Annotated in this window: 16 protein-coding genes; 12 read left to right on the top strand and 4 right to left on the bottom strand. The window is 68.0% G+C overall.

Features of this window, described 5'->3' with window-relative positions:
• Positions 1 to 12: 12 nt before the first annotated feature.
• On the bottom strand, positions 13 to 2,862 hold the full coding sequence (gene rapA, locus FBY21_RS12690; protein WP_142011409.1) for an RNA polymerase-associated protein RapA: 2,850 nt from the start codon (positions 2,860 to 2,862) through the stop codon (positions 13 to 15).
• 154 nt (positions 2,863 to 3,016) lie between these two features.
• Between rapA and FBY21_RS12685 the strand changes: the two genes are divergently transcribed.
• Genes FBY21_RS12685 through FBY21_RS29575 form a run of 3 tightly spaced genes read left to right on the top strand, consistent with a single transcriptional unit; the run spans position 3,017 to position 4,110 of the window.
• Positions 3,017 to 3,313, top strand: coding sequence for an aspartate-semialdehyde dehydrogenase (locus FBY21_RS12685; RefSeq protein WP_074969141.1), 297 nt, complete (start codon positions 3,017 to 3,019; stop codon positions 3,311 to 3,313).
• A 45-nt stretch (positions 3,314 to 3,358) separates the two neighbouring features.
• Positions 3,359 to 3,955 (top strand): alpha-ketoglutarate-dependent dioxygenase AlkB family protein, encoded by a 597-nt coding sequence (locus tag FBY21_RS12680; protein WP_074969139.1) that lies wholly within the window; start codon positions 3,359 to 3,361, stop codon positions 3,953 to 3,955.
• Entirely contained in the window at positions 3,952 to 4,110 is a 159-nt protein-coding gene (locus FBY21_RS29575; RefSeq protein ID WP_164707288.1) for a hypothetical protein, read from the top strand. Before FBY21_RS12680 ends, FBY21_RS29575 begins: the two co-directional genes overlap by 4 nt.
• A gap of 139 nt (positions 4,111 to 4,249) precedes the next feature.
• On the opposite strand, the gene ccoM is transcribed toward FBY21_RS29575, so the two are convergent.
• Positions 4,250 to 4,369: a cytochrome c oxidase subunit CcoM gene (gene ccoM / locus FBY21_RS30080; protein ID WP_044413434.1), complete on the bottom strand. Its 120-nt coding sequence runs from the start codon at positions 4,367 to 4,369 to the stop codon at positions 4,250 to 4,252.
• A 279-nt stretch (positions 4,370 to 4,648) separates the two neighbouring features.
• Here ccoM and FBY21_RS12675 point away from each other — a divergent pair, with 279 nt between their 5' ends.
• Genes FBY21_RS12675 through FBY21_RS12665 form a run of 3 tightly spaced genes read left to right on the top strand, consistent with a single transcriptional unit; the run spans position 4,649 to position 7,714 of the window.
• Positions 4,649 to 6,637: an FUSC family protein gene (locus FBY21_RS12675; RefSeq protein WP_142011406.1), complete on the top strand. Its 1,989-nt coding sequence runs from the start codon at positions 4,649 to 4,651 to the stop codon at positions 6,635 to 6,637.
• Positions 6,624 to 6,830, top strand: a complete 207-nt coding sequence (locus tag FBY21_RS12670) for a DUF1656 domain-containing protein (protein ID WP_142011404.1) — start codon at positions 6,624 to 6,626, stop codon at positions 6,828 to 6,830. The genes FBY21_RS12675 and FBY21_RS12670 overlap by 14 nt, the downstream gene beginning before the upstream one ends.
• Before the next feature lie 11 nt (positions 6,831 to 6,841).
• Positions 6,842 to 7,714 carry an HlyD family secretion protein gene (locus FBY21_RS12665; RefSeq protein ID WP_142011402.1) on the top strand — a complete coding sequence of 291 codons (873 nt, stop codon included), beginning with the start codon at positions 6,842 to 6,844 and terminating at the stop codon, positions 7,712 to 7,714.
• 66 nt (positions 7,715 to 7,780) lie between these two features.
• On the opposite strand, the gene FBY21_RS12660 is transcribed toward FBY21_RS12665, so the two are convergent.
• Positions 7,781 to 8,251, bottom strand: a complete 471-nt coding sequence (locus FBY21_RS12660; protein ID WP_044413444.1) for a MaoC family dehydratase — start codon at positions 8,249 to 8,251, stop codon at positions 7,781 to 7,783.
• Positions 8,248 to 9,204, bottom strand: a complete 957-nt coding sequence (locus FBY21_RS12655; protein WP_074969129.1) for an alpha/beta hydrolase — start codon at positions 9,202 to 9,204, stop codon at positions 8,248 to 8,250. The genes FBY21_RS12660 and FBY21_RS12655 overlap by 4 nt, the downstream gene beginning before the upstream one ends.
• A 268-nt stretch (positions 9,205 to 9,472) precedes the next feature.
• Here FBY21_RS12655 and fadD2 point away from each other — a divergent pair, with 268 nt between their 5' ends.
• The 6 genes from fadD2 (at position 9,473) to pnuC (ending at position 19,396) form a co-directional block, all read left to right on the top strand.
• Complete coding sequence (gene fadD2 / locus FBY21_RS12650) at positions 9,473 to 11,161, top strand: long-chain-fatty-acid--CoA ligase FadD2 (RefSeq protein ID WP_044413450.1); 1,689 nt, start codon at positions 9,473 to 9,475, stop codon at positions 11,159 to 11,161.
• Between the two features lie 290 nt (positions 11,162 to 11,451).
• Positions 11,452 to 13,137: a long-chain-fatty-acid--CoA ligase FadD1 gene (gene fadD1, locus FBY21_RS12645; protein ID WP_044413452.1), complete on the top strand. Its 1,686-nt coding sequence runs from the start codon at positions 11,452 to 11,454 to the stop codon at positions 13,135 to 13,137.
• A 263-nt stretch (positions 13,138 to 13,400) separates the two neighbouring features.
• Positions 13,401 to 14,228, top strand: a complete 828-nt coding sequence (locus tag FBY21_RS12640; RefSeq protein WP_253543721.1) for an SGNH/GDSL hydrolase family protein — start codon at positions 13,401 to 13,403, stop codon at positions 14,226 to 14,228.
• A 108-nt stretch (positions 14,229 to 14,336) separates the two neighbouring features.
• On the top strand, positions 14,337 to 18,236 hold the full coding sequence (gene hrpA / locus FBY21_RS12635) for an ATP-dependent RNA helicase HrpA (RefSeq protein WP_142011396.1): 3,900 nt from the start codon (positions 14,337 to 14,339) through the stop codon (positions 18,234 to 18,236).
• Between the two features lie 15 nt (positions 18,237 to 18,251).
• Complete coding sequence (locus FBY21_RS12630; RefSeq protein ID WP_074969123.1) at positions 18,252 to 18,776, top strand: DUF3087 domain-containing protein; 525 nt, start codon at positions 18,252 to 18,254, stop codon at positions 18,774 to 18,776.
• A 29-nt stretch (positions 18,777 to 18,805) separates the two neighbouring features.
• Positions 18,806 to 19,396 carry a nicotinamide riboside transporter PnuC gene (pnuC, locus tag FBY21_RS12625; protein ID WP_142011394.1) on the top strand — a complete coding sequence of 197 codons (591 nt, stop codon included), beginning with the start codon at positions 18,806 to 18,808 and terminating at the stop codon, positions 19,394 to 19,396.
• Position 19,397 lies beyond the last annotated feature (1 nt).

Below are 19,397 nucleotides of genomic sequence, written 5' to 3'. Positions count from 1 at the left end.
GGCGGGGTTTGCTTAGCCGGCGACCAGTACCCGGATGGACTCCAGCCGCAGCGCGGCCTTCTCCATCAGCGCCAGGCCCTCTTCGCGCTGACGGCGCAGGGCCTCGATCTCGCTGTCGCGGACGCTGGGGTTGACCGCCTTGAGCGCTTCCAGGCGCGCCAGTTCTTCCTCCAGCTCGGCCGCGAGGCGCTTGGTGGCCTCGGCCACGCGGGCGTCGTGGCGCGGACGGATCTTGGTCTCGGCGACCTGGATCTGTGCCGCGAGCACGTCGCGCTGGGCCTGGACGAACTTGTTGGCACTGCCGCGCGGCACGCTTTCCAGCTGGTCATTGAGGGTGTCGAAGGCCACCTTGGAGGCCAGGTCGTTGCCGTTGGCGTCCAGCAGGCAGCGCAGCGCGGCTGGGGGCAGGAAGCGACTCAGCTGCAGGCTGCGCGGCGCCACCACCTCGCTCACGTAGAGCAGCTCCAGCAGCACGGTGCCGGGTTTGAGGGCCTTGTTCTTGATCAGTGCGACGGCGGTGTTGCCCATGGAACCGGACAGCACCAGGTCCATGCCGCCCTGGACCATGGGGTGCTCCCAGGTGAGGAACTGCATGTCCTCGCGGGAGAGGGCCTGGTTGCGGTCGTAGGTGATGGTCACGCCTTCGTCGTCGCCCAGGGGGAAGCCGGCGTCGAGCATCTTCTCGCCGGGCTTGAGCACCAGGGCGTTCTCGGAGTGGTCCTCACTGTCGATGCCGAAGGCGTCGAGCAGGGACTCCATGTAGATCGGCAGGGCGAACTCGTCGTCTTGCTCGAGGATGGCCTCGACCAGCGCACGGCCTTCACCGCCGCCGTTGGAGTTCAGCTCCAGCAGGCGGTCGCGGCCGGAGTGCATTTCGCTTTCCAGGCGCTTGCGCTCGGCTTCGGCTTCGCTCAGCAGCGCACCCCAGGTGTCTTCGTCGGCGTCTTCCAGCAGCGGCAGCAAGCGCGGGCCGAACTGGTGCTGCAGGGCGTTGCCGGTGGGGCAGGTGGCGAGGAAGGCGTTCAGCGCGCGGTCGTACCACTGGAACAGGCGCTCCTGGGGGCTGTTCTCCAGGTAGGGCACGTGCAGCTGGATGGTGTGCTTCTGGCCGATCCGGTCGAGGCGGCCGATGCGCTGTTCCAGCAGGTCCGGGTGGGCCGGCAGGTCGAACAGCACCAGGTGGTGGGCGAACTGGAAGTTGCGGCCTTCGGAGCCGATCTCGGAGCAGATCAGCACCTGGGCGCCGAATTCCTCGTCGGCGAAGTAGGCTGCGGCGCGGTCGCGCTCGAGGATGCTCATGCCTTCGTGGAACACGGTGGCGGGGATGCCGGAGCGCACGCGCAGGGCGTCTTCCAGGTCGAGTGCGGTCTCGGCATGGGCGCAGATCACCAGCACCTTGAACTTCTTCAGCATCTTCAGGGTGTCGATCAGCCACTCGACACGGGGGTCGAAGCGCCACCAGCGCTCGCTGTCGTCGACCTCGCCCTGCTGGGCCTGGAAGCTGACCTCGGGGTACAGGTCCGGGTGGTCGCCCACCGGCAGCTCCATGTATTCGCTGGGGTTGGGCAGCGGGTAGGGGTGCAGCTGGCGCTCGGGGAAGCCCTGGACGGCGGCGCGGGTGTTGCGGAACAGCAGGCGGCCGGTGCCGTGGCGGTCCAGCAGCTCGCGCACCAGGCGCGCGGAGGCGTCGCTGTCGCCCTCGGCGACGGCGGCCAGCAGGGTTTCGCCTTCGCTGCCGAGGAAGTTGGCGATGGTGGCCTGCGCTTCGGCGGACAGGCGGCCCTCGTCCAGCAGCTCCTGCACCGCTTCGGCGATGGGGCGATAGTGGGCGCTCTCGGCACGGAAGGCTTCCAGGTCATGGAAGCGGTTGCGGTCCAGCAGGCGCAGGCGCGCGAAGTGGCTTTCCTGGCCCAGTTGCTCCGGGGTTGCGGTCAGCAGCAGGACGCCGGGGATGACCTCGGCCAGTTGCTCCACCAGGCGGTACTCGTCGCTGGCGTGCTCGGGGTGCCAGACCAGGTGGTGGGCTTCGTCCACCACCAGCAGGTCCCAGCCGGCGGCGAAGGCGGCATCCTGGGCGCGCTCGCTGTCCTTCAGCCATTCCAGGGACACCAGGGCGAGCTGGGCATCCTCGAAGGGGTTGCTGGCATCGCTCTCGGCGAAGCGTTCGGCGTCGAACAGCGCGACCTGCAGGTTGAAGCGGCGGCGCATCTCCACCAGCCACTGGTGCTGGAGGTTCTCCGGGACCAGGATCAGCACCCGGCTGGCGCGCCCGGAGAGCAGCTGGCGGTGGATCACCAGGCCGGCCTCGATGGTCTTGCCCAGGCCCACTTCGTCGGCCAGCAGGACGCGAGGCGCGATGCGGTCGGCCACTTCACGGGCGATGTGCAGCTGGTGGGCGATGGGCTGGGCGCGGGCGCCGGACAGGCCCCACAGCGAGGATTGCAGCAGGCGGCTCTGGTGTTGCAGGGTGTGGTAGCGCAGGCCGAACCAGTTCAGCGGGTCGATCTGCCCGGCGAACAGGCGGTCGCTGGCCAGGCGGAACTGGATGAAGTTGGACAGCTGGGTTTCCGGCAGGGTGCGGGCTTCGTTCTGGGCCGTGATGCCGTGGTAGACCAGCAGACCGTCGACGTCGTCGACTTCCTGCACGGTGAGCTTCCAGCCCTCGAAGTGAGTGATCTCGTCACCCGGAGCGAAGCGCACGCGGGTCAGCGGGGCGTTGCGCAGGGCATACTGGCGCGTCTCGCCGGTCGCCGGGTAGAGCACGGTGAGCAGCCGCCCGTCGGATGTCAGGATGGTTCCGAGGCCCAGTTCAGCCTCGCTGTCACTGATCCAGCGTTGCCCCGGTTCATACTGCTGCGCCATGCGTGTCTCCCGCCATGCAAAAAAGCCGGCTAGTTTAGCGGAACGCGTGGCCAAGAGCGACGGAACTTGCGTTCCCGTTTGCGGTAGAAGTGTAGCGAGGCCGCTAAAGGTGTGGCCTGTGTTGCCGACAGGTTGAATGACAGAGGGTCTGACCATGTTGCCGCCGATCCCCCACAGCCTGGTTCCCGTGACCGCCCAGCAGGACGTGGCCAAGCCACGCCCCGACATTCCCCCCGTGGCGCCAGCCCAGGAAAGCCAGCACGAAAGCGAAGTCGGGCTGGACCGCCGTCACCCGCAGGAGGCCGAGGAGATGCTCCGCGAGGAGCAGCGCCGCCGCCAGCGCCGGGGCTACACCCCCGAGCAACTGGCCGAGGGCGAGGTGAAGCCGGCGGACGAGGAGGTGATCGACACCCTTCCGCGCCAGGGCCTCTGGGTGGACGTCGAGGTCTGACGTCGTGGGAGAATGCGTCCCGCTGTTTGCGCAATCGGTCATCCCATGAGCCTGTTCGACGACCTGCCCCTTGAGCTGCCGGACGCCTGCCTGCGCCATGAGCGCCACTGGCTGGCGGTGGAGGAAGCCGACGAATGGCTGGCCGGGCTGCTGGCGGAGACGCCCTGGGAGCAGCCGGTCGTGCACCTGCACGGCCAGGACTACCGGGTGCCCCGGCAGGTGGCCTGGTACGGCGACCCCGAAGCGAGCTACCGCTATTCCGGCCTGGTGCACCGCCCGCTGCCCTGGACGCCCCTGCTGGCGAAAATCCGCCAACGCGTGCAGGAAGAAGTGGGGCAGCCCTTCAACGGCGTGCTGCTGAACCTCTACCGGGACGGCCAGGACTCCATGGGCTGGCACAGCGACGACGAGCCGGAACTGGGGCCCGATCCCACCGTGGCGTCGGTGAACCTCGGTGGCACCCGCCGCTTCGACCTGCGCCGCAAGGGCAGCGGGCGCATCGAGCATTCGCTGGAACTGGCACACGGTGCGCTGCTGGTCATGAGCGGGCCGACGCAGCATCATTGGCAACACCAGGTGGCCAAGACCCGGGCCGCCTGCCAGCCACGCCTCAACCTCACCTTCCGCTGGATCCGCCCATGAGCAATGACGACAAGCTGATCGATTTCGGCGCCGAGCGCGACAAGCGCATCCATGACCTGCACGAGAAACGGCTGGTGGACATGCGCCAGGCCTTCGAAAAGGCACTGCCGCTGGGCAAGGCGAAGAAGAACCGCAGCAAACCGAAGAAGCGCTGAACGCCAACCTGAACGGCCCGTCATGGGCTGCGGTCAGAGTGTCGCCCGGTGCCGGCTGGGGTATTTTCGACGGACGAAAAAAAGGGCGACCGAAGTCGCCCGAGGTGCCTTGCGTGCCTGTGTACCTGGAGAACTCGACTTACGCTTTCTTGTCGCGCTTGTGAGAGTCCTTCCAGATGAAGTATCCGACGCCACCGAAGAAGGCGAGCATCAGGCCAACAGTGCCGATACCGGCTAGAACCACAACATCGACGAACATAAGGGCCTCCTGCGTCTGGCGTCTTGTTTCGATGGGTCAAAGGTAGACCCGGGCCAGGGGGCCGAAATTGATCTGGATCAATGGCCGCAGGGCCCTTCCCGCAAGGTCTGCGGGTAACTGATCCAGGTCAATTTTCCAGGGGGTCCCCTGCGCCGGATGGGGCATTTCAGAGCCTTTCGACAGGGAAGGAGAGGGGGGAGATGATCAGACGAATCCAGGGCTGTGCCGTACAGGCGGGCGGCCGCCTATGCTTGCCGCACTTCTTCCAAGGTTCCCGACGTGCGTGAAACCCTGAAGGCCTTCCTCGCCCCCGACCTCCCGGCCCTGCAGTTCGCCATCAAGACATTGCTCGGGGGCGGCCTGGCGCTCTGGTGCGCGCTGCGCTTCGGCCTGGAGCAGCCGCAATGGGCGCTGATGACCGCCTTCATCGTGGCCCAGCCGCTGTCCGGGATGGTGGTGCAGAAGGGCCTGGCGCGGCTGCTCGGCACCCTGGTAGGGACCACCATGGCCGTGGTGATCATGGCGCTGTTCGCCCAGACGCCCTGGCTGTTCCTCTTCGTCCTGGCCACCTGGCTGGCGCTGTGCACGGCGGCCTCCACCATGCTGCGCAGTGCCTGGTCGTACGCCTTCGTCCTGGCCGGCTACACGGTGGCCATCATCGGCCTGCCGGCCATCGCCCACCCGCTCAATGTCTTCGACCAGGCCGTGGCCCGCTGCACCGAGATCTGCCTCGGCATCCTCTGTGCCACCGCCACCAGCGCGCTGATCTGGCCGCAGCGTGTGGAGCGCCAGCTGGTGCGCCAGGCCACCGAGGCCTGGGAGAGCGGCATCCGTGCGGCCCGCTCGGCCCTGGACGGTGCGCCCTACGAGCGCCAGGGGCTGCTGGGCGTCCTGGGGCGCCTGGTGGCCGTGGATGCCCAGCGCGAGCACGCCTGGTTCGAAGGCGCGCGCGGTCGGCGTCGTGCCGCTGCCTTGCGGGTGCTCAGCCGCGACCTGCTCAGCGTGCTGCGGCTGGCGCGTGGGGTGGCACGCCAGTGGCGGCAGCTGTCGGGTGACGAGGCCGAGCGCCTGGCCCCCTGGCTGGAGGCCGTGCGACAGGCGCTGGAGTCACCCGATCCGGCACGCCTCGAAGCCCTGGGGCAGCGCCTGCTGGAGGCGGCCGAATCCCCCGAGCTGAGCGTGGTGCAGCAATACTGCCTGGGGCGCCTGGCGGTCACCCTCCGCCAGGTACGGGCCGCCGCCGCAGCGCTGGAGGCCGTGGAGCGTGGCGCTCCCACCGAGGACAGTTCGGCGCCCCTGTCCTGGCACCACGACCTGCCCACGGCCTTGCTCTACGGCTCTCGCAGCGGGCTGGCCTTCCTCGGGCTGGCGACCTTCTGGATGGCCACCGCCTGGACCTCCTCCATCGGCGCGCTGACCCTCACCTGCGTGGTCTGCAGCCTCTTTGCCAGCCGCGAGAACGCTGCGCAGATCGGCCTGATGTTCCTGCGCGGCATCCTCTATGCGCTGCCGGTGGCCTTCTTCATCGGCCAGGTGGTACTGCCCCAGTTCAGTGGCTTCCCGCTGCTCTGCATGGCCCTCGGCGTGCCGCTGTTCTTCGGCACCCTGGGCATGGCGCGACCGGCCCTGAGCGGCACGGCCACCTCGTTCTGCCTGCACTTCATCGTGCTGTGCGCACCGCAGAACACCATGCACTTCGACGTTGCGGTGTTCCTCAACGAAGCCCTGTCCATCCTGCTGGGGGTCGGTTTCGCCGTGCTGGTGTTCCGCCTCATCGTGCTGACCCACCCCGGCTGGCATGGCCGGCGGCTGCTGCGGGCCACCTTCAGCGACCTGGGCCGGCTCACCCACCGCACCCTGGCGGGGGCGGAGAACTGGTTCGGCGGGCGCATGGCCGACCGCCTGCTGCAGCTGGCCCGCCACTACCCGGCGCTGCCCAGCCAGTCCCGCAACCGCTGGGACGACGGCATCACCAGCCTCGACATCGGTGACGAACTGCTGCACCTGCGCCGTTGTCTGGCGGTGGGGGAACGCTCCCTCGGCGCCTCCGAGGCGCGCTTTCTCGAACGGATCGAGCCACTGCTGGAGCAGGGGCCGGCGCCGGAGCGGGCGGATGCGATGGACGCGCCGTCCGAACAACTGATCCAGGCCCTGCGTGAGGCCGGCAACAGCATCGACCGGCGGCTGGCCCTGGCGGCCTTGCTGCAGTTGCGGCAGAGCTGGCGGCAATGGTGTGAACAACAGGAGGCGAGCCATGGGCTTGCGTGAATGGTCACTGGGCGGCGTATTGCTCAGCCCGCTGCTGATCTACGCCCTGGCGGCGCTGCTGGTGACCGGCGTGCTGCGCCTGGCGCTTCAGCGGCTGGTCCTGGCGCGCTGGATCTGGCACGAGGCGCTGTTCGATACCGCCCTCTATGTCTGTGTACTGTCGGTGCTGGTCGCCGTCTTCGGGCACTGGTGAAGGAGAAAACCATGGGCTCCACCTTGCGTGTCGTTGTCACCCTGGCGCTGGTCGCCGCAGCCGTTGTGGGGGGCTACAGCCTCTGGCAGCACTACATGCTCGCGCCCTGGACGCGGGACGCGCGCATCCGCGCCGACGTGGTGGTGATAGCACCGGACGTGTCCGGCTGGGTGGTGGACCTGAAGGTCCGCGACAACCAGCAGGTGAAGGCCGGGGACCTGCTGATGACCATCGACCGCGACCGCTACGAGGCCGCCCTGGAAAAGGCCCGCGCCGTCGCCGAAACCCGCCAGCAGCAACTGCGCCTGCGTGAGCACGAGGCCTCGCGCCGCGCCAACCTCGGACCCCAGGCCATCAGTGCGGAGCTGCGGGAGAACGCCCAGATCACCGCCGACATCGCCCGGGGCGAATACCGCCAGGCCCAGGCCGACGTGAAGGTCGCCGAGTTGAACCTGGCCCGCAGCGAAGTCCGTGCCCCGCGCAGCGGCCAGGTCACCAACCTGCGCCTGGCCCAGGGCAACTACGCCAGCGCCGGGCAGCCGGTGATGGCACTGGTGGACGACCAGTCCTTCTACGTGCAGGCGTACTTCGAGGAGACCAAGCTGCCCGGCATCCGTGTCGGCGCACCGGTGGACATCTGGCTGATGAGCGCCGGCCAGCCGCTCAAGGGCACGGTGGAAAGCGTCAGCCGCGGCATCACCGACCGCAACGCCAGCCCGGACGGGCAACTGCTCGCCAACGTCGAGCCCACGTTCAACTGGGTACGCCTGGCCCAGCGCATCCCGGTGCGGATCAAGCTCGACCAAATACCGGATGACATACAGCTCAGTGCGGGGATGACGGCCAGCGTCACGGTCGGGGATCAGCCGCAGGCGCAGGACTAGCCGGAAGCTCCCCCAGAACGAAAAAGCCCGGCGATTGCCGGGCTTCCTTCATCAGGGCTGCGGGGGTCAGCCGATGGTGATCGGCGGCAGCTCCGGCAGCTCGATGGCGAGCGATTGCTTGGGCGCCAGTACCTCGGCCTCGCCGTCCACCACCTGCTCGGCGTTCTGGTTGAACACGCGGGTGGCGATGCGCACGCGGTTCTTCGGCAGCTTCTCGAGGATCTCCAGTTCCACGGTCAGGCTGTCGCCCAGCTTCACCGGGCGGGTGAACTTCAGTTGCTGGCCCAGGTAGATGGTGCCCGGCCCGGGCAGCTCGCAGGCGATGGCCGCGCTGATCAGGGCGCCGCTGAACATGCCGTGGGCGATGCGTTCCTTGAAGAGCGTGCCGGCCGCGTACTCGGCATCCAGGTGCACCGGGTTGCGGTCGCCGGACAGGGCGGCGAACAACTGGATGTCACGCTCCTCCACCTGCTTCGCGTAGCTGGCCTTCTGGCCGACCTCGAGGGCGTCGTAGGTGAAGTTGGTTACCTGGCTCATGGCGTCTCCTTGTTCGGTTGGCAGGCTCGACCCTGGGCGAGGGCGTGCCCCAGCCAGTCGAGCAGATGATTCGTCACCTCGTCGCGGTTGGTCTCGTTGAACAACTCGTGGCGGGCGTCGGGGTAGATCCTCAGTTGCACGTCGCGCACACCGGCCGAGCGCAGGGCATTGGCCAGGTCCTCCAGGCGCTTGCCGTCGCTGACCGGGTCGCACGCGCCGCCGATCACCAGCAGGGGCAGGTCCGGGTCGATCTGCGCCAGGTGGCCGATGGGCGTGATGTTCTGAAGCCCGCCGAGCAGGTCGAGCCACAACTGGTTGGTGCAGCGGAAGCCGCAGAGGCTGTCGTTGACGTACTTGTCCACCTCGTCCGGGTCGCGGCTGAGCCAGTCGAAGGGCGTGCGGTTGGGCTTGAAGGCCTTGTTGAACGAGCCGAAGGAGAGGAACTCGATCAGCGCGCTGCGGCCGTTCGGGCCCTGGCGCCAGCGTTCCAGCCGTGCCACCACGGCAGCCGCGCGGTACAGCCCCACCGGCTGGTAGTTGGAGCCGGAAAGGATGGCCCCCTGCAGGCTGCAGCTGTGGCGCATCAGGTAGCCCTGGGCGATGTAGCTGCCCATGCTGTGGCCGAGCAGGATGATCGGCGTCTGCGGATGCTGCTGGCGGATGTGGTGGTTGAGGGCCGCGAGGTCGGCGATCACCTTGTTCCAGCCGTCGTGCTCGGCGTACAGGCCGAGGATGCCGTGCTGGGCGGTGCGCCCGTGGCCGCGCTGGTCGTGGGCGTAGACCTCGACGCCCGCCGCCACCAGCGCCGCTGCCAGCCGCGCGTAGCGGCCGCTGTGCTCGGCCATGCCGTGGGCGATCATCACCACCGCCCGGGGTGGCTCCTCGCCGCTCCAGCGGTTCACGTAGAGCGGGGCGGCATCGCTGGCGGTGAGCCAGAAAGCGTCGTGGCGCATGGCCAATCCTTTTGGCGGGAGTGGAGTGATCGGCGCATTGTGCACGGGGGCCGGGGCGGCGCAAAGGGGCTGCGCTGCGTGACCAGTCGGTCCTGCGCGGACCGTTTCGACAGCCTTTGTTCAGCCGCTCAGGCACGGGCTGTTGCGGCGAGATTCACGGGATCAATGAGGGCGCTTCGCGTATTTGCGCACGCGGGTGGACCTGCTACTTTCCGGGCAGTCCCGCAGCGCGGGCCAGACACATTCAGGGCAAATGAGGACAACAACAATGCAACCTGATTTCTGGAGCGACAAACGCCCTGCCGGCGTACCGGACCAGATCGACCTGGCGGCCTACCGTTCCGTGGTCGAGGTGTTCGAGCGTTCCTGCAAGAAATTCGCCGACCGCCCGGCCTTCCACAACCTGGGCGTGACCCTGACCTACGCCGAGCTGGACCGCCTTTCCGCCGCCTTCGCCGCCTACCTGCAGAAGCACACGGACCTCAAGCCCGGCGACCGCATCGCCGTGCAGATGCCCAACGTCCTGCAGTACCCCATCGCCGTGTTCGGCGCCCTGCGCGCCGGCCTGGTGGTGGTCAACACCAACCCCCTCTACACCGCCCGCGAGATGCGCCACCAGTTCAAGGACGCCGGCGTGCGGGCCCTGGTGTACATCAACCTGTTCGGCAAGCTGGTGCAGGAAGTGCTGCCCGACACCGAGATCGAGCACCTGATCGAGGCGCGAATGGGTGACATGCTGCCCAGCCTCAAGGGCTGGCTGGTCAACACCGTGGTGAAGAAGGTCAAGAAGATGGTGCCGGACTACCACCTGCCCCAGGCCGTCTCCTTCAAGGACGCCCTGCGCCAGGGCCGGGGCCATGGCCTCAAGCCGGTCAGCGTCGGCCTGGAAGACCTCGCCGTGCTGCAGTACACCGGCGGCACCACGGGTGTGGCCAAGGGCGCGATGCTCACCCACGGCAACCTCGTGGCCAACATGCAGCAGGTCAACGCCTGCCTGTCTCAGCTGGGCCCGGATGGCCAGCCGCTGATGAAGCAGGGCCAGGAGATCATGATCGCGCCGCTGCCGCTCTACCACATCTACGCCTTCACCGCGAACTGCATGTGCATGATGGTCAACGGCAACCTCAACGTGCTGATCACCAACCCGCGCGATATCCCCGGCTTCGTCAAGGAGCTGAAGAAGTGGCGCTTCTCCGCGCTGCTGGGCCTCAACACCTTGTTCGTCGCGTTGATGGACAACCCCGACTTCAAGGACCTGGACTTCTCCAACCTCAAGGTCACCAACTCCGGCGGCACCGCCCTGGTCAAGGCCACCGCCGAGCGCTGGCAGGCCGTCACCGGCTGCACCGTCGTGGAGGGCTACGGCCTCACCGAAACCTCCCCGGTGGCCAGCGCCAACCCCTACGGCGCCCAAGCCCGCCTGGGCACCGTCGGCATCCCGGTGCCCGGCACCGCCTTCAAGGTGATCGACGACGACGGTAACGAGCTGCCCCTGGGCGAGCGCGGCGAGCTGTGCATCCAGGGCCCGCAGGTGATGAAGGGCTACTGGAACCGCCCCGAAGCCACCGCCGAGGTGCTGGACGCCGAGGGCTGGCTGAAGACCGGCGACATCGCCGTGATCGACCCGGACGGCTACGTGCGCATCGTCGACCGCAAGAAGGACCTGATCATCGTCTCCGGCTTCAACGTCTACCCCAACGAGATCGAGGACGTGGTCATGGCCCACCCGAAGGTGGCCAGCTGCGCCGCCATCGGCGTGCCCGACGAGAAGTCCGGCGAGGCGGTGAAGCTGTTTGTCGTCCCCCGCGAGGGCGGCGTTTCCGTCGAGGAGCTGAAGGCCTACTGCAAGGAAAACTTCACCGGCTACAAGGTGCCCAAGCACATCGTCCTCAAGGACGCCCTGCCCATGACGCCGGTCGGCAAGATCCTCCGTCGCGAGCTGCGCGACATCGCCTGATCCATCCCCTCCGACCCTCGCACCTGCCGCCCGGCAGTGTGCGAGGGTTCACAAACCGCCCTGGGACGCGCTTTCTACGCCAGTTAGGTGGTTTGCTCTAAAGGTGACTGATTGGTTTTATCTGGTCATTTTGTTGACTGGAAAGGGTCTATTTGGCTCTGGTCGCCTTTTTTCAAAGCTGATAATCTCGGCGCGCTTTTCGCCCTGGGAAGGGCCTGAAACCGCACAGACCACAAAAAACAACTGCCTCGTGCAGTGAAGATCAGCTGTTGCTCAGGAGTGGGCTTTCCATGACCGATAACTTCTGGACGGACAAGTATCCAGCAGGCGTTCCTGCGGAAATCAATGCCGACGCTTACCCCAACATTCAGGCGGTATTGAAAGAGTCCTGCCAACGCTTTGCCGACAAGCCCGCATTCAGCAACCTGGGCAAGACCCTCACCTACGGTGAGCTCTACGCACTCTCCGGTGCCTTCGCCGCCTACCTGCAGAACCACACCGACCTGCAGCCCGGCGACCGCATCGCCGTGCAACTGCCCAACGTCCTGCAGTACCCCGTCGTGGTCTTCGGCGCCCTGCGCGCCGGCCTGGTGGTGGTGAACACCAACCCGCTGTACACCGCGCGGGAGATGGAGCACCAGTTCAACGACTCCGGTGCCAAGGCCCTGGTGTGCCTGGCCAACATGGCCCACCTGGCCGAGAGCGTGCTGCCCAAGACCGGCATCCGCCACGTGGTGGTGACCGAAGTGGGCGACCTGCTGCCGCCGCTCAAGCGCCTGCTGGTGAACAGCGTCATCAAGTATGTGAAGAAGATGGTGCCGGCCTTCCACCTGCCCCAGGCCGTCAAGCTCAACCACGCACTGGCCAAGGGCCAGGGCAAGGCCGTGCGCGAAGCCTCGCCGGCCGCCAACGACGTTGCCGTGCTGCAGTACACCGGCGGCACCACCGGCGTGGCCAAGGGCGCGATGCTCACCCATCGCAACCTCATCGCCAACATGCTGCAGTGCAAGGCGCTGATGGGCGCCAACCTCAATGAAGGCTGCGAGGTACTCATCACCCCGCTGCCGCTCTATCACATCTACGCCTTCACCTTCCATTGCATGGCGATGATGCTGACCGGCAACCACAACATCCTGATTAGCAACCCGCGCGACCTGCCGGCGATGGTCAAGGAACTGGGCAACTGGAAGTTCACCGGCTTCGTCGGCCTCAACACCCTGTTCGTTGCCCTGTGCAACAACGAGGACTTCCGCAAGCTCGACTTCTCCGCCCTCAAGCTCACCCTGTCCGGCGGCATGGCCCTGCAACTCGCTGCGGCCGAGCGCTGGAAAGAGGTCACCGGCTGCGCCATCTGCGAAGGCTTCGGCATGACCGAGACCAGCCCCGTGGTGTCGGTGAACCCGTTCCAGAGCATCCAGATAGGAACCATCGGCATCCCGGTCCCCTCGACCCAGTGCAAGGTGGTGGACGACGAGGGCAACGACCTCGCCATCGGCGCCATCGGCGAGCTGTGCGTCAAGGGCCCGCAGGTGATGAAGGGCTACTGGCAGCGCCAGGACGCCACCGACGAGATCCTCTCGGCGGACGGCTGGCTGAAGACCGGCGACATTGGCCTGATCCAGGAAGACGGCTACATGCGCATCGTCGACCGCAAGAAGGACATGATCCTGGTCTCCGGCTTCAACGTGTACCCGAACGAGCTGGAAGACGTGCTCGCCACCCTGCCGGGCGTCCTGCAATGCGCCGCCATCGGCATCCCGGACGAGAAGTCCGGCGAGGCGATCAAGGTCTTCGTGGTGGTCAAGCCGGGTGCCAGCCTGACCAAGGACGAGGTGATGCAGCACATGCGCGCCAACGTCACCGGCTACAAGGTCCCGCGCTCCGTCGAGTTCCGCGACAGCCTGCCGACCACCAACGTCGGCAAGATCCTGCGCCGTGAACTGCGTGACCAGGAACTGAAGAAGCTCAAGGGCTGACCCGTCCCGGCATGAACGAGCCCCGCACCTGCGGGGCTTTTTCTTTTCCTCGCCCGATGCAGTCACCCCCGGCAGGCGTAGCCCGGGCTTCAGCCCGGGAGCGCCCCGTGCCTCCAGCCGCTTCGCCAGCTCTACCGAACGGTATGACCTCCCGTCCCCCCCGCCCGTTGCCAGCATTGCGACAGCGGTGGATTCGCATAACCTGCGCCGGTCCGCGGGCCCGTGGCCCGCACCGTTATGCTTCCTGGGGGACCTCCATGCGTATGAACGTGCGTCGAATCCTCCTGGCCTGGATGCTGGGAGTTGTCGCCGTCGGCCCGACCGTGGCCGCTGAAAGCCCGTCCGCGAAACCGCTGATCGGCTCCGCCTCGCCGCAGGCCGTGATGGGCCGCCCGCTCAGCGTGCTGTTCGTGGGCAACAGCTACACCTTCTTCAACGACCTGCCGACCATGGTCCGGCAGATGTCGCTCGACGCCGCCCAGCCGCGCCCGCTGTACGTGCGCGACGTCACCTTCGGCGGCGCCAGCCTCGAAGCCCACTGGAACCGCGGCGTGGTGCAGCAGGTGCTGGCCAGCCAGCACTGGGACTACGTGGTGATCCAGGACTTCAGCACCATGCCGGTGGACAACCCCGAGAAGACCCGCAAGTACGTGCGCCTGATGGCCGCCGAGGCTCGCAAGGCCGGCGCCCAGCCGATCCTCTACCTGACCTGGGCGCGCCAGGCGAACCCGGCCATGCAGGCGCAGCTCGATGCCGTCTACACCGGTCTGGCCAACGAGACCCACGCGCTGCTGGCCCCGGTCGGGCAGGCCTGGAAGCAGGCCCTGGCGGCCACCCCGCAACCGCACCTGTTCATCGAGGACGGCAGCCACCCGAGCTACAGCGGCAGCTACCTGACCGCCTCGGTGTTCTATTCGCTGATCTACGGCGTGCAGCCGCCGGCACCGTCGTCCGAGCAGGCCGCGCGCCTGGACCACGACAGCAGCAGCGCCCTGCAGGGCTTCGCCTGGAATTCCCTGCAGGCCCAGGACCTGGCCCTGCGCACCGTACCGGCCGAGCTGCGCACCCTGCCGATCACCGCCACCCGCTGACCCGTTCCACCCCGCGCGGCCGAGCCATCGGCGCGCGGGCGCTTCCCGATGCGGTGCGGGGGCGGAATCTGCGACAATCGCGCCTTTGCCACGATTGCCCAGCGCCTGATGACCGACATCGCCTCCCTGCACAAGAACCTCGACCACGCCCTGATCGCCGACCGCCATCGCCTGCGCCGCCAGCTCCACGAGCTGCACAAGAAGCCGGACGAGGCGAAGCTCGCCCAGTGGCTGGAACGCTTCCAGGCTTCCTGCGCCAAGGTCGAGGCCCGTCGCGCCAGCGTGCCGCGCATGCGCTACGACGACGCCCTGCCCATCGCCGCCAAGCGTGACGAGATCAAGGCCGCCCTGGAGAAGCACCAGGTGCTGGTGATCGCCGGCGAGACCGGCTCGGGCAAGACCACCCAGCTGCCGAAGATCTGCCTGGAGATCGGCCGCGGCACCCACGGCCTGATCGGCCACACCCAGCCGCGCCGGCTGGCCGCGCGTAGTGTGGCGACCCGCGTGGCCGAGGAGATCGGCACGCCCCTGGGCGAACTGGTGGGCTACCAGGTGCGCTTCGAGGACCAGTCCAACGAGCGCAGCCTGATCAAGCTGATGACCGACGGCATCCTGCTGGCCGAGACCCAGCACGACCGCCTGCTCGAGCGCTACGACACCATCATCGTCGACGAGGCCCACGAGCGCAGCCTGAACATCGACTTCCTCCTGGGCTACCTGAAGACCCTGCTGCCGCGCCGCCCGGACCTGAAGCTGATCATCACCTCGGCGACCATCGACCTGGAGCGCTTTTCCAAGCACTTCGGCGACGCACCCATCGTCGAAGTCTCCGGCCGCACCTACCCGGTGGAGACCTGGTACCGGCCCCTGGCCGCCGAGGTGGACGAGAACGGCGAGCCGCTGTTCGACGACCTGTCGGTGGACCAGGGCATCCTCCGCGCCCTGGACGAGATCGCCGACCACGAGCGCGCCGAAGGCAAGCGCCCGGGCGACGTGCTGGTGTTCCTCCCCGGCGAGCGCGAGATCCGCGATGCCGCCGAGGTGCTGCGCAAGGCCAACCTGCGCCACACCGAGGTGCTGCCGCTGTATGCACGGCTGACCCCGGCCGAGCAGCAGAAGATCTTCGCGCCCATGCCGGGCCGCAAGATCGTGCTCGCCACCAACGTCGCCGAAACCTCGCTGACGGTGCCCGGCATCCGCTACGTGATCGACAGCGGCACCGCGCGCATCAGCCGCTACAGCTACCGCGCCAAGGTCCAGCGCCTGCCCATCGAGGCCGTGTCCCAGGCCAGCGCCAACCAGCGCAAGGGCCGCTGCGGGCGGGTCGAACCGGGCATCTGCGTGCGCCTCTACAGCGAGGAGGACTTCCTCGGCCGCCCCGAGTTCACCGACCCGGAGATCCTGCGCACCAACCTGGCGGCGGTGATCCTGCAGATGCTCCACCTGCGCCTCGGCGACATCGCCGACTTCCCCTTCATCGAACCGCCGGACGGCAAGGCGGTGAGCGACGGCTTCACCCTGTTGCAGGAACTCTCGGCAGTGAACCGCGAGGGCCAGCTCACGCCCCTGGGCCGCCAGCTGGCGCGCCTGCCGGTGGACCCGCGCCTGGGCCGCATGCTGCTGGAGGCCGCCCACCAGGGCAGCCTCGACGAGGTGCTGCTGATCACCAGCGCGCTCTCGGTGCAGGACCCGCGCGAACGGCCGATGGATCGCCAGCAGGCCGCCGACCAGGCCCACGCGCAGTGGAAGGACGCCGATTCAGACTTCGCCGCGCTGGTCAACCTCTGGCGCGGCTTCGAGGAGCAGCGCCAGGCACTGGGCTCCAACGCCCTGCGCACCTGGTGCCGGAAGAACTTCCTCAACTACATGCGCCTGCGCGAGTGGCGCGATGCCCACCGCCAGCTGACGCTGATCTGCCGCGAACTCAAGCTGACCCTCAACAAGGAGCCGGCGGACTACCCGCGCGTGCACAAGGCGCTGCTCTCCGGCCTGCTCAGCCAGATCGGCCAGAAGAGCGAGGACGGCGACTACCTCGGCGCCCGCCAGCGGCGTTTCTGGATCCACCCCTCCACCGTGATCGCCAAGAAGCGCCCGCAGTGGATCATGGCCGCCGAGCTGGTGGAGACCACCAAGCTGTTCGCACGCATGGTCGCCAAGATCGACCCCGACTGGCTGGAACCCCTGGCCGGCCACCTGGTGAAGAAGAACCACCTGGAGCCGCACTGGGAGAAGCGCCGTGGCCAGGTCGTGGCCTACGAGCAGGTCACCCTCTACGGGCTGATCGTGGTCGGCCGCCGCCCGGTGCACTACGGCCCCATCGACCCGCCGGTGGCGCGCGAGCTGTTCATCCGCGAGGGCCTGGTGCGGGGCGAGATCCACAGCCGTGCCAAGTGCCTGGCCGCCAACCGCCAGTTGCTGGAACGGCTCGACGAGCTGGAGGCCAAGGCCCGCCGCCGCGACATCCTCGCCGACGAGGAAACCCTCTTCGGCTACTACGCCGCGCGCCTGCCCGAGGACATCTACCAGACCGCCAGCTTCGAGAAGTGGTACGAGCGTGAGCGGGCGAAGAACCCCGAGCTGCTGATCATGCGCGAGGAGGACGTGCTGGCCCGCGAAGCCAGCGAAGTCACCGCCGCGCAGTACCCGGACACCCTGCGCATCGGCGAGCTGCAGCTGCCGCTGGACTACCACTTCGAACCCGGCCACCCGCGTGACGGCGTGACCCTGCGGGTGCCCGCGCCCCTGCTGCCGCAGCTGCCCGCCGAGCGCCTCGACTGGCTGGTGCCCGGCCTGCTGGAAGCCAAGTGCGTGGCCCTGGTGCGCAACCTGCCCAAGGCCATCCGCAAGAACTTCGTGCCGGTGCCGGATTTCGTGAAGGCCGCGCTGGCCAAGCTGGCCTTCGCCCAGGGCTCGCTGCCCGAGGCGCTGGGCCGCGAACTGCAGCGCATGACCGGCGCTCGCGTGCCCGAGGAGGCCTGGGCGGAAGCCGCCGGCCTGCTGGAGCACCACCTGAAGATGAACATCGAGGTGGTGGACGCGCGCGGCAAGTTCCTCGGCGAAGGCCGCGACCTGGCCGAGCTGACCGCGCGCTTCGCCGAGGCCAGCCAGGCCGCCCTGGCCATCCCGCAGAAGCAGGGCGAGCAGCGCCCGGTGGAAGCCAAGGGCTTCGCCCAGGTGGCGGAGAAGACCCAGCAGAAGGTCGCCGGCCTGTCCATGACCGTCTACCCGGCGCTGGTGGAGGAGGGCGGTAGCGTCAAGGAAAGCCGTTTCCCTACCCAGGCCGAGGCCGACTGGCAGCACCGCCGCGCCCTGCAGCGCCTGCTGCTGCAACAACTGGCCGAGCCGGCCAAGTACCTGCGCGGCAAGCTGCCGGGCCTGACCGAGCTGGGCCTGCTGTACCGCGATATGGGCCGGGTCGACGCGCTGGTGGAGGACATCCTCCTGGCCAGCCTCGACAGCTGCATCCTCGACGGCGAAGCCAGCCTGCCCCGCGATGGCGCGGCCCTGGCCTCGCTGGCGGAGAAGAAGCGCGGCGCCTGGGCCGAGCACGCCGAACGCCTGGCCCGCCTGACCCTGGACATCCTCAAGCTCTGGCATGGCCTGCAGAAGCGCTTCAAGGGCCGCATCGACCTGGCCCAGGCGGTGGCGCTCAACGACATCAAGGCGCAGCTGGGCAATCTCGTGTACCCGGGCTTCGTCCGCGAGACCCCGGCCGAGTGGCTGAAGGAAGTGCCGCGCTACCTCAAGGCCATCGAGCAGCGCTTCGACAAGATCGGCGCCCAGCTGCAGCGCGACCGCGTCTGGTCCGGCGAGCTGGCCGGCTACTGGGAGCAGTACCAGGCGCGCCTGGCCAAGCATGCCCAGGAAGGCAAGCGCGACCCCGAGCTGGTGCTGTACCGCTGGATGCTGGAGGAGTACCGCGTGTCCCTCTTCGCCCAGCAGCTGGGGACGAAGATGCCGGTCTCCGACAAGCGTCTCAACAAGCAGTGGACCCAGGTGGAGGGTTGATCCGTGAGTGATGTGCTGTTCGAAATCCGCCCCATGAGCCCCGAGCTGTACCGCGAGAAGACCCGGCGCATCGCCATCGGCATCGCCGTGCTGTTCATCGCCCTGGCCATGCTGTTCGCCACCGCCAGCGTGCAGCTGTTCGGCACCCCCGGTGGCGACAACTTCCGCTGGAACCTGGCCGGCGTGCTGGCCGGGCTGGCGGTGACCGTGGCCCTGGTGCGCCTGCAGTTCTGGCCGCGCCCGTTCATGGCGCCGGCGGTCTATGGCTGGGGGCTCAAGCGCAGCCTGATGCGCGTCACCAACCTGATGCACCGGGTCAAGGCCGGCGTTGCCGTGAACGACCCGGCGGCGATGAAGCTGCTGCGCTTCTACCACCTGGGCGTGACCCAGATGCACCAGCTGGACGGCAACACCTCCGACCTCAGCCAGATGGTCCGCGAGATCGATGCGCACCGCGAGGCGATGCTGGCCCTGGGGCTCGACCCGGAGCAGGGGCGCCTGGAGCGCGACTGGCTGGACGCGGTCAAGCGCTTCGGCTGAACCCGGCCGCATCGGACAAGGACGACCCCATGCCTTCCACCCTCGAACTCGTCGCCGACCTGGTGAACCTGATCGCCGTGCTGCTGGCGGCGCGCAATAGCGTGCACACCTGGTCCAGCGGCATCCTCGGCTGCGTGCTGTTCGGCTGGTTGTTCTTCGAATCCCAGCTGTATGCCGACGTCACCCTGCAGGGCTTCTTCATCGTCACCAGCGTCCTGGGCTGGTGGGCCTGGTTGCGTGGCAACGCCGGCACCCAGCTGCCGGTGAGCCGCACCGCGCCAGGCACGCTGGCGTGGATGGCGGCCCTGGCGGTGGTGGTGGCGCTGGCCTACGGGGCGCTGCTGCACCACTTCACCGACGCCTATGCACCGCTGGTGGATTCCCTGGTGCTGACCTTCAGCGTGCTGGCGCAACTGCTGCTGATGCGCCGGCGCCTGGAGAACTGGTACGCCTGGCTGCTGGTGAACACCCTGGCGGTGCCGCTCTACGCCTCCCGCGAGCTATACCTCACCGCCGGGCTCTACACGCTGTTCTGGTGCAACGCCTGGTACGGCCTGTACCGCTGGCGCCGCGAGCTGCGCGAGGCCGCTGCACCCCTGGCCGGGCAGGAACCGGCCTGAG

It is taken from the genome of Pseudomonas sp. SLBN-26, from assembly GCF_006715895.1.
In the GTDB taxonomy this organism is placed as follows: domain Bacteria; phylum Pseudomonadota; class Gammaproteobacteria; order Pseudomonadales; family Pseudomonadaceae; genus Metapseudomonas; species Metapseudomonas otitidis.
This window is presented reverse-complemented; position numbering and strand designations above follow the sequence as displayed.

Bases quoted from the DNA above. Each gene is read 5' to 3' on its own strand.
- FBY21_RS12660 (WP_044413444.1), bottom strand. From the start codon at position 8,251: ATGAGCCAGGTAACCAACTTCACCTACGACGCCCTCGAGGTCGGCCAG.
- fadD1 (WP_044413452.1), top strand. From the start codon at position 11,452: ATGACCGATAACTTCTGGACGGACAAGTATCCAGCAGGCGTTCCTGCG.
- FBY21_RS12670 (WP_142011404.1), top strand. From the start codon at position 6,624: ATGGGCTTGCGTGAATGGTCACTGGGCGGCGTATTGCTCAGCCCGCTG.
- hrpA (WP_142011396.1), top strand. From the start codon at position 14,337: ATGACCGACATCGCCTCCCTGCACAAGAACCTCGACCACGCCCTGATC.
- fadD2 (WP_044413450.1), top strand. From the start codon at position 9,473: ATGCAACCTGATTTCTGGAGCGACAAACGCCCTGCCGGCGTACCGGAC.
- FBY21_RS12665 (WP_142011402.1), top strand. From the start codon at position 6,842: ATGGGCTCCACCTTGCGTGTCGTTGTCACCCTGGCGCTGGTCGCCGCA.
- pnuC (WP_142011394.1), top strand. From the start codon at position 18,806: ATGCCTTCCACCCTCGAACTCGTCGCCGACCTGGTGAACCTGATCGCC.
- ccoM (WP_044413434.1), bottom strand. From the start codon at position 4,369: ATGTTCGTCGATGTTGTGGTTCTAGCCGGTATCGGCACTGTTGGCCTG.
- FBY21_RS12685 (WP_074969141.1), top strand. From the start codon at position 3,017: ATGTTGCCGCCGATCCCCCACAGCCTGGTTCCCGTGACCGCCCAGCAG.
- FBY21_RS12680 (WP_074969139.1), top strand. From the start codon at position 3,359: ATGAGCCTGTTCGACGACCTGCCCCTTGAGCTGCCGGACGCCTGCCTG.
- FBY21_RS12640 (WP_253543721.1), top strand. From the start codon at position 13,401: ATGAACGTGCGTCGAATCCTCCTGGCCTGGATGCTGGGAGTTGTCGCC.
- FBY21_RS29575 (WP_164707288.1), top strand. From the start codon at position 3,952: ATGAGCAATGACGACAAGCTGATCGATTTCGGCGCCGAGCGCGACAAG.
- rapA (WP_142011409.1), bottom strand. From the start codon at position 2,862: ATGGCGCAGCAGTATGAACCGGGGCAACGCTGGATCAGTGACAGCGAG.
- FBY21_RS12655 (WP_074969129.1), bottom strand. From the start codon at position 9,204: ATGCGCCACGACGCTTTCTGGCTCACCGCCAGCGATGCCGCCCCGCTC.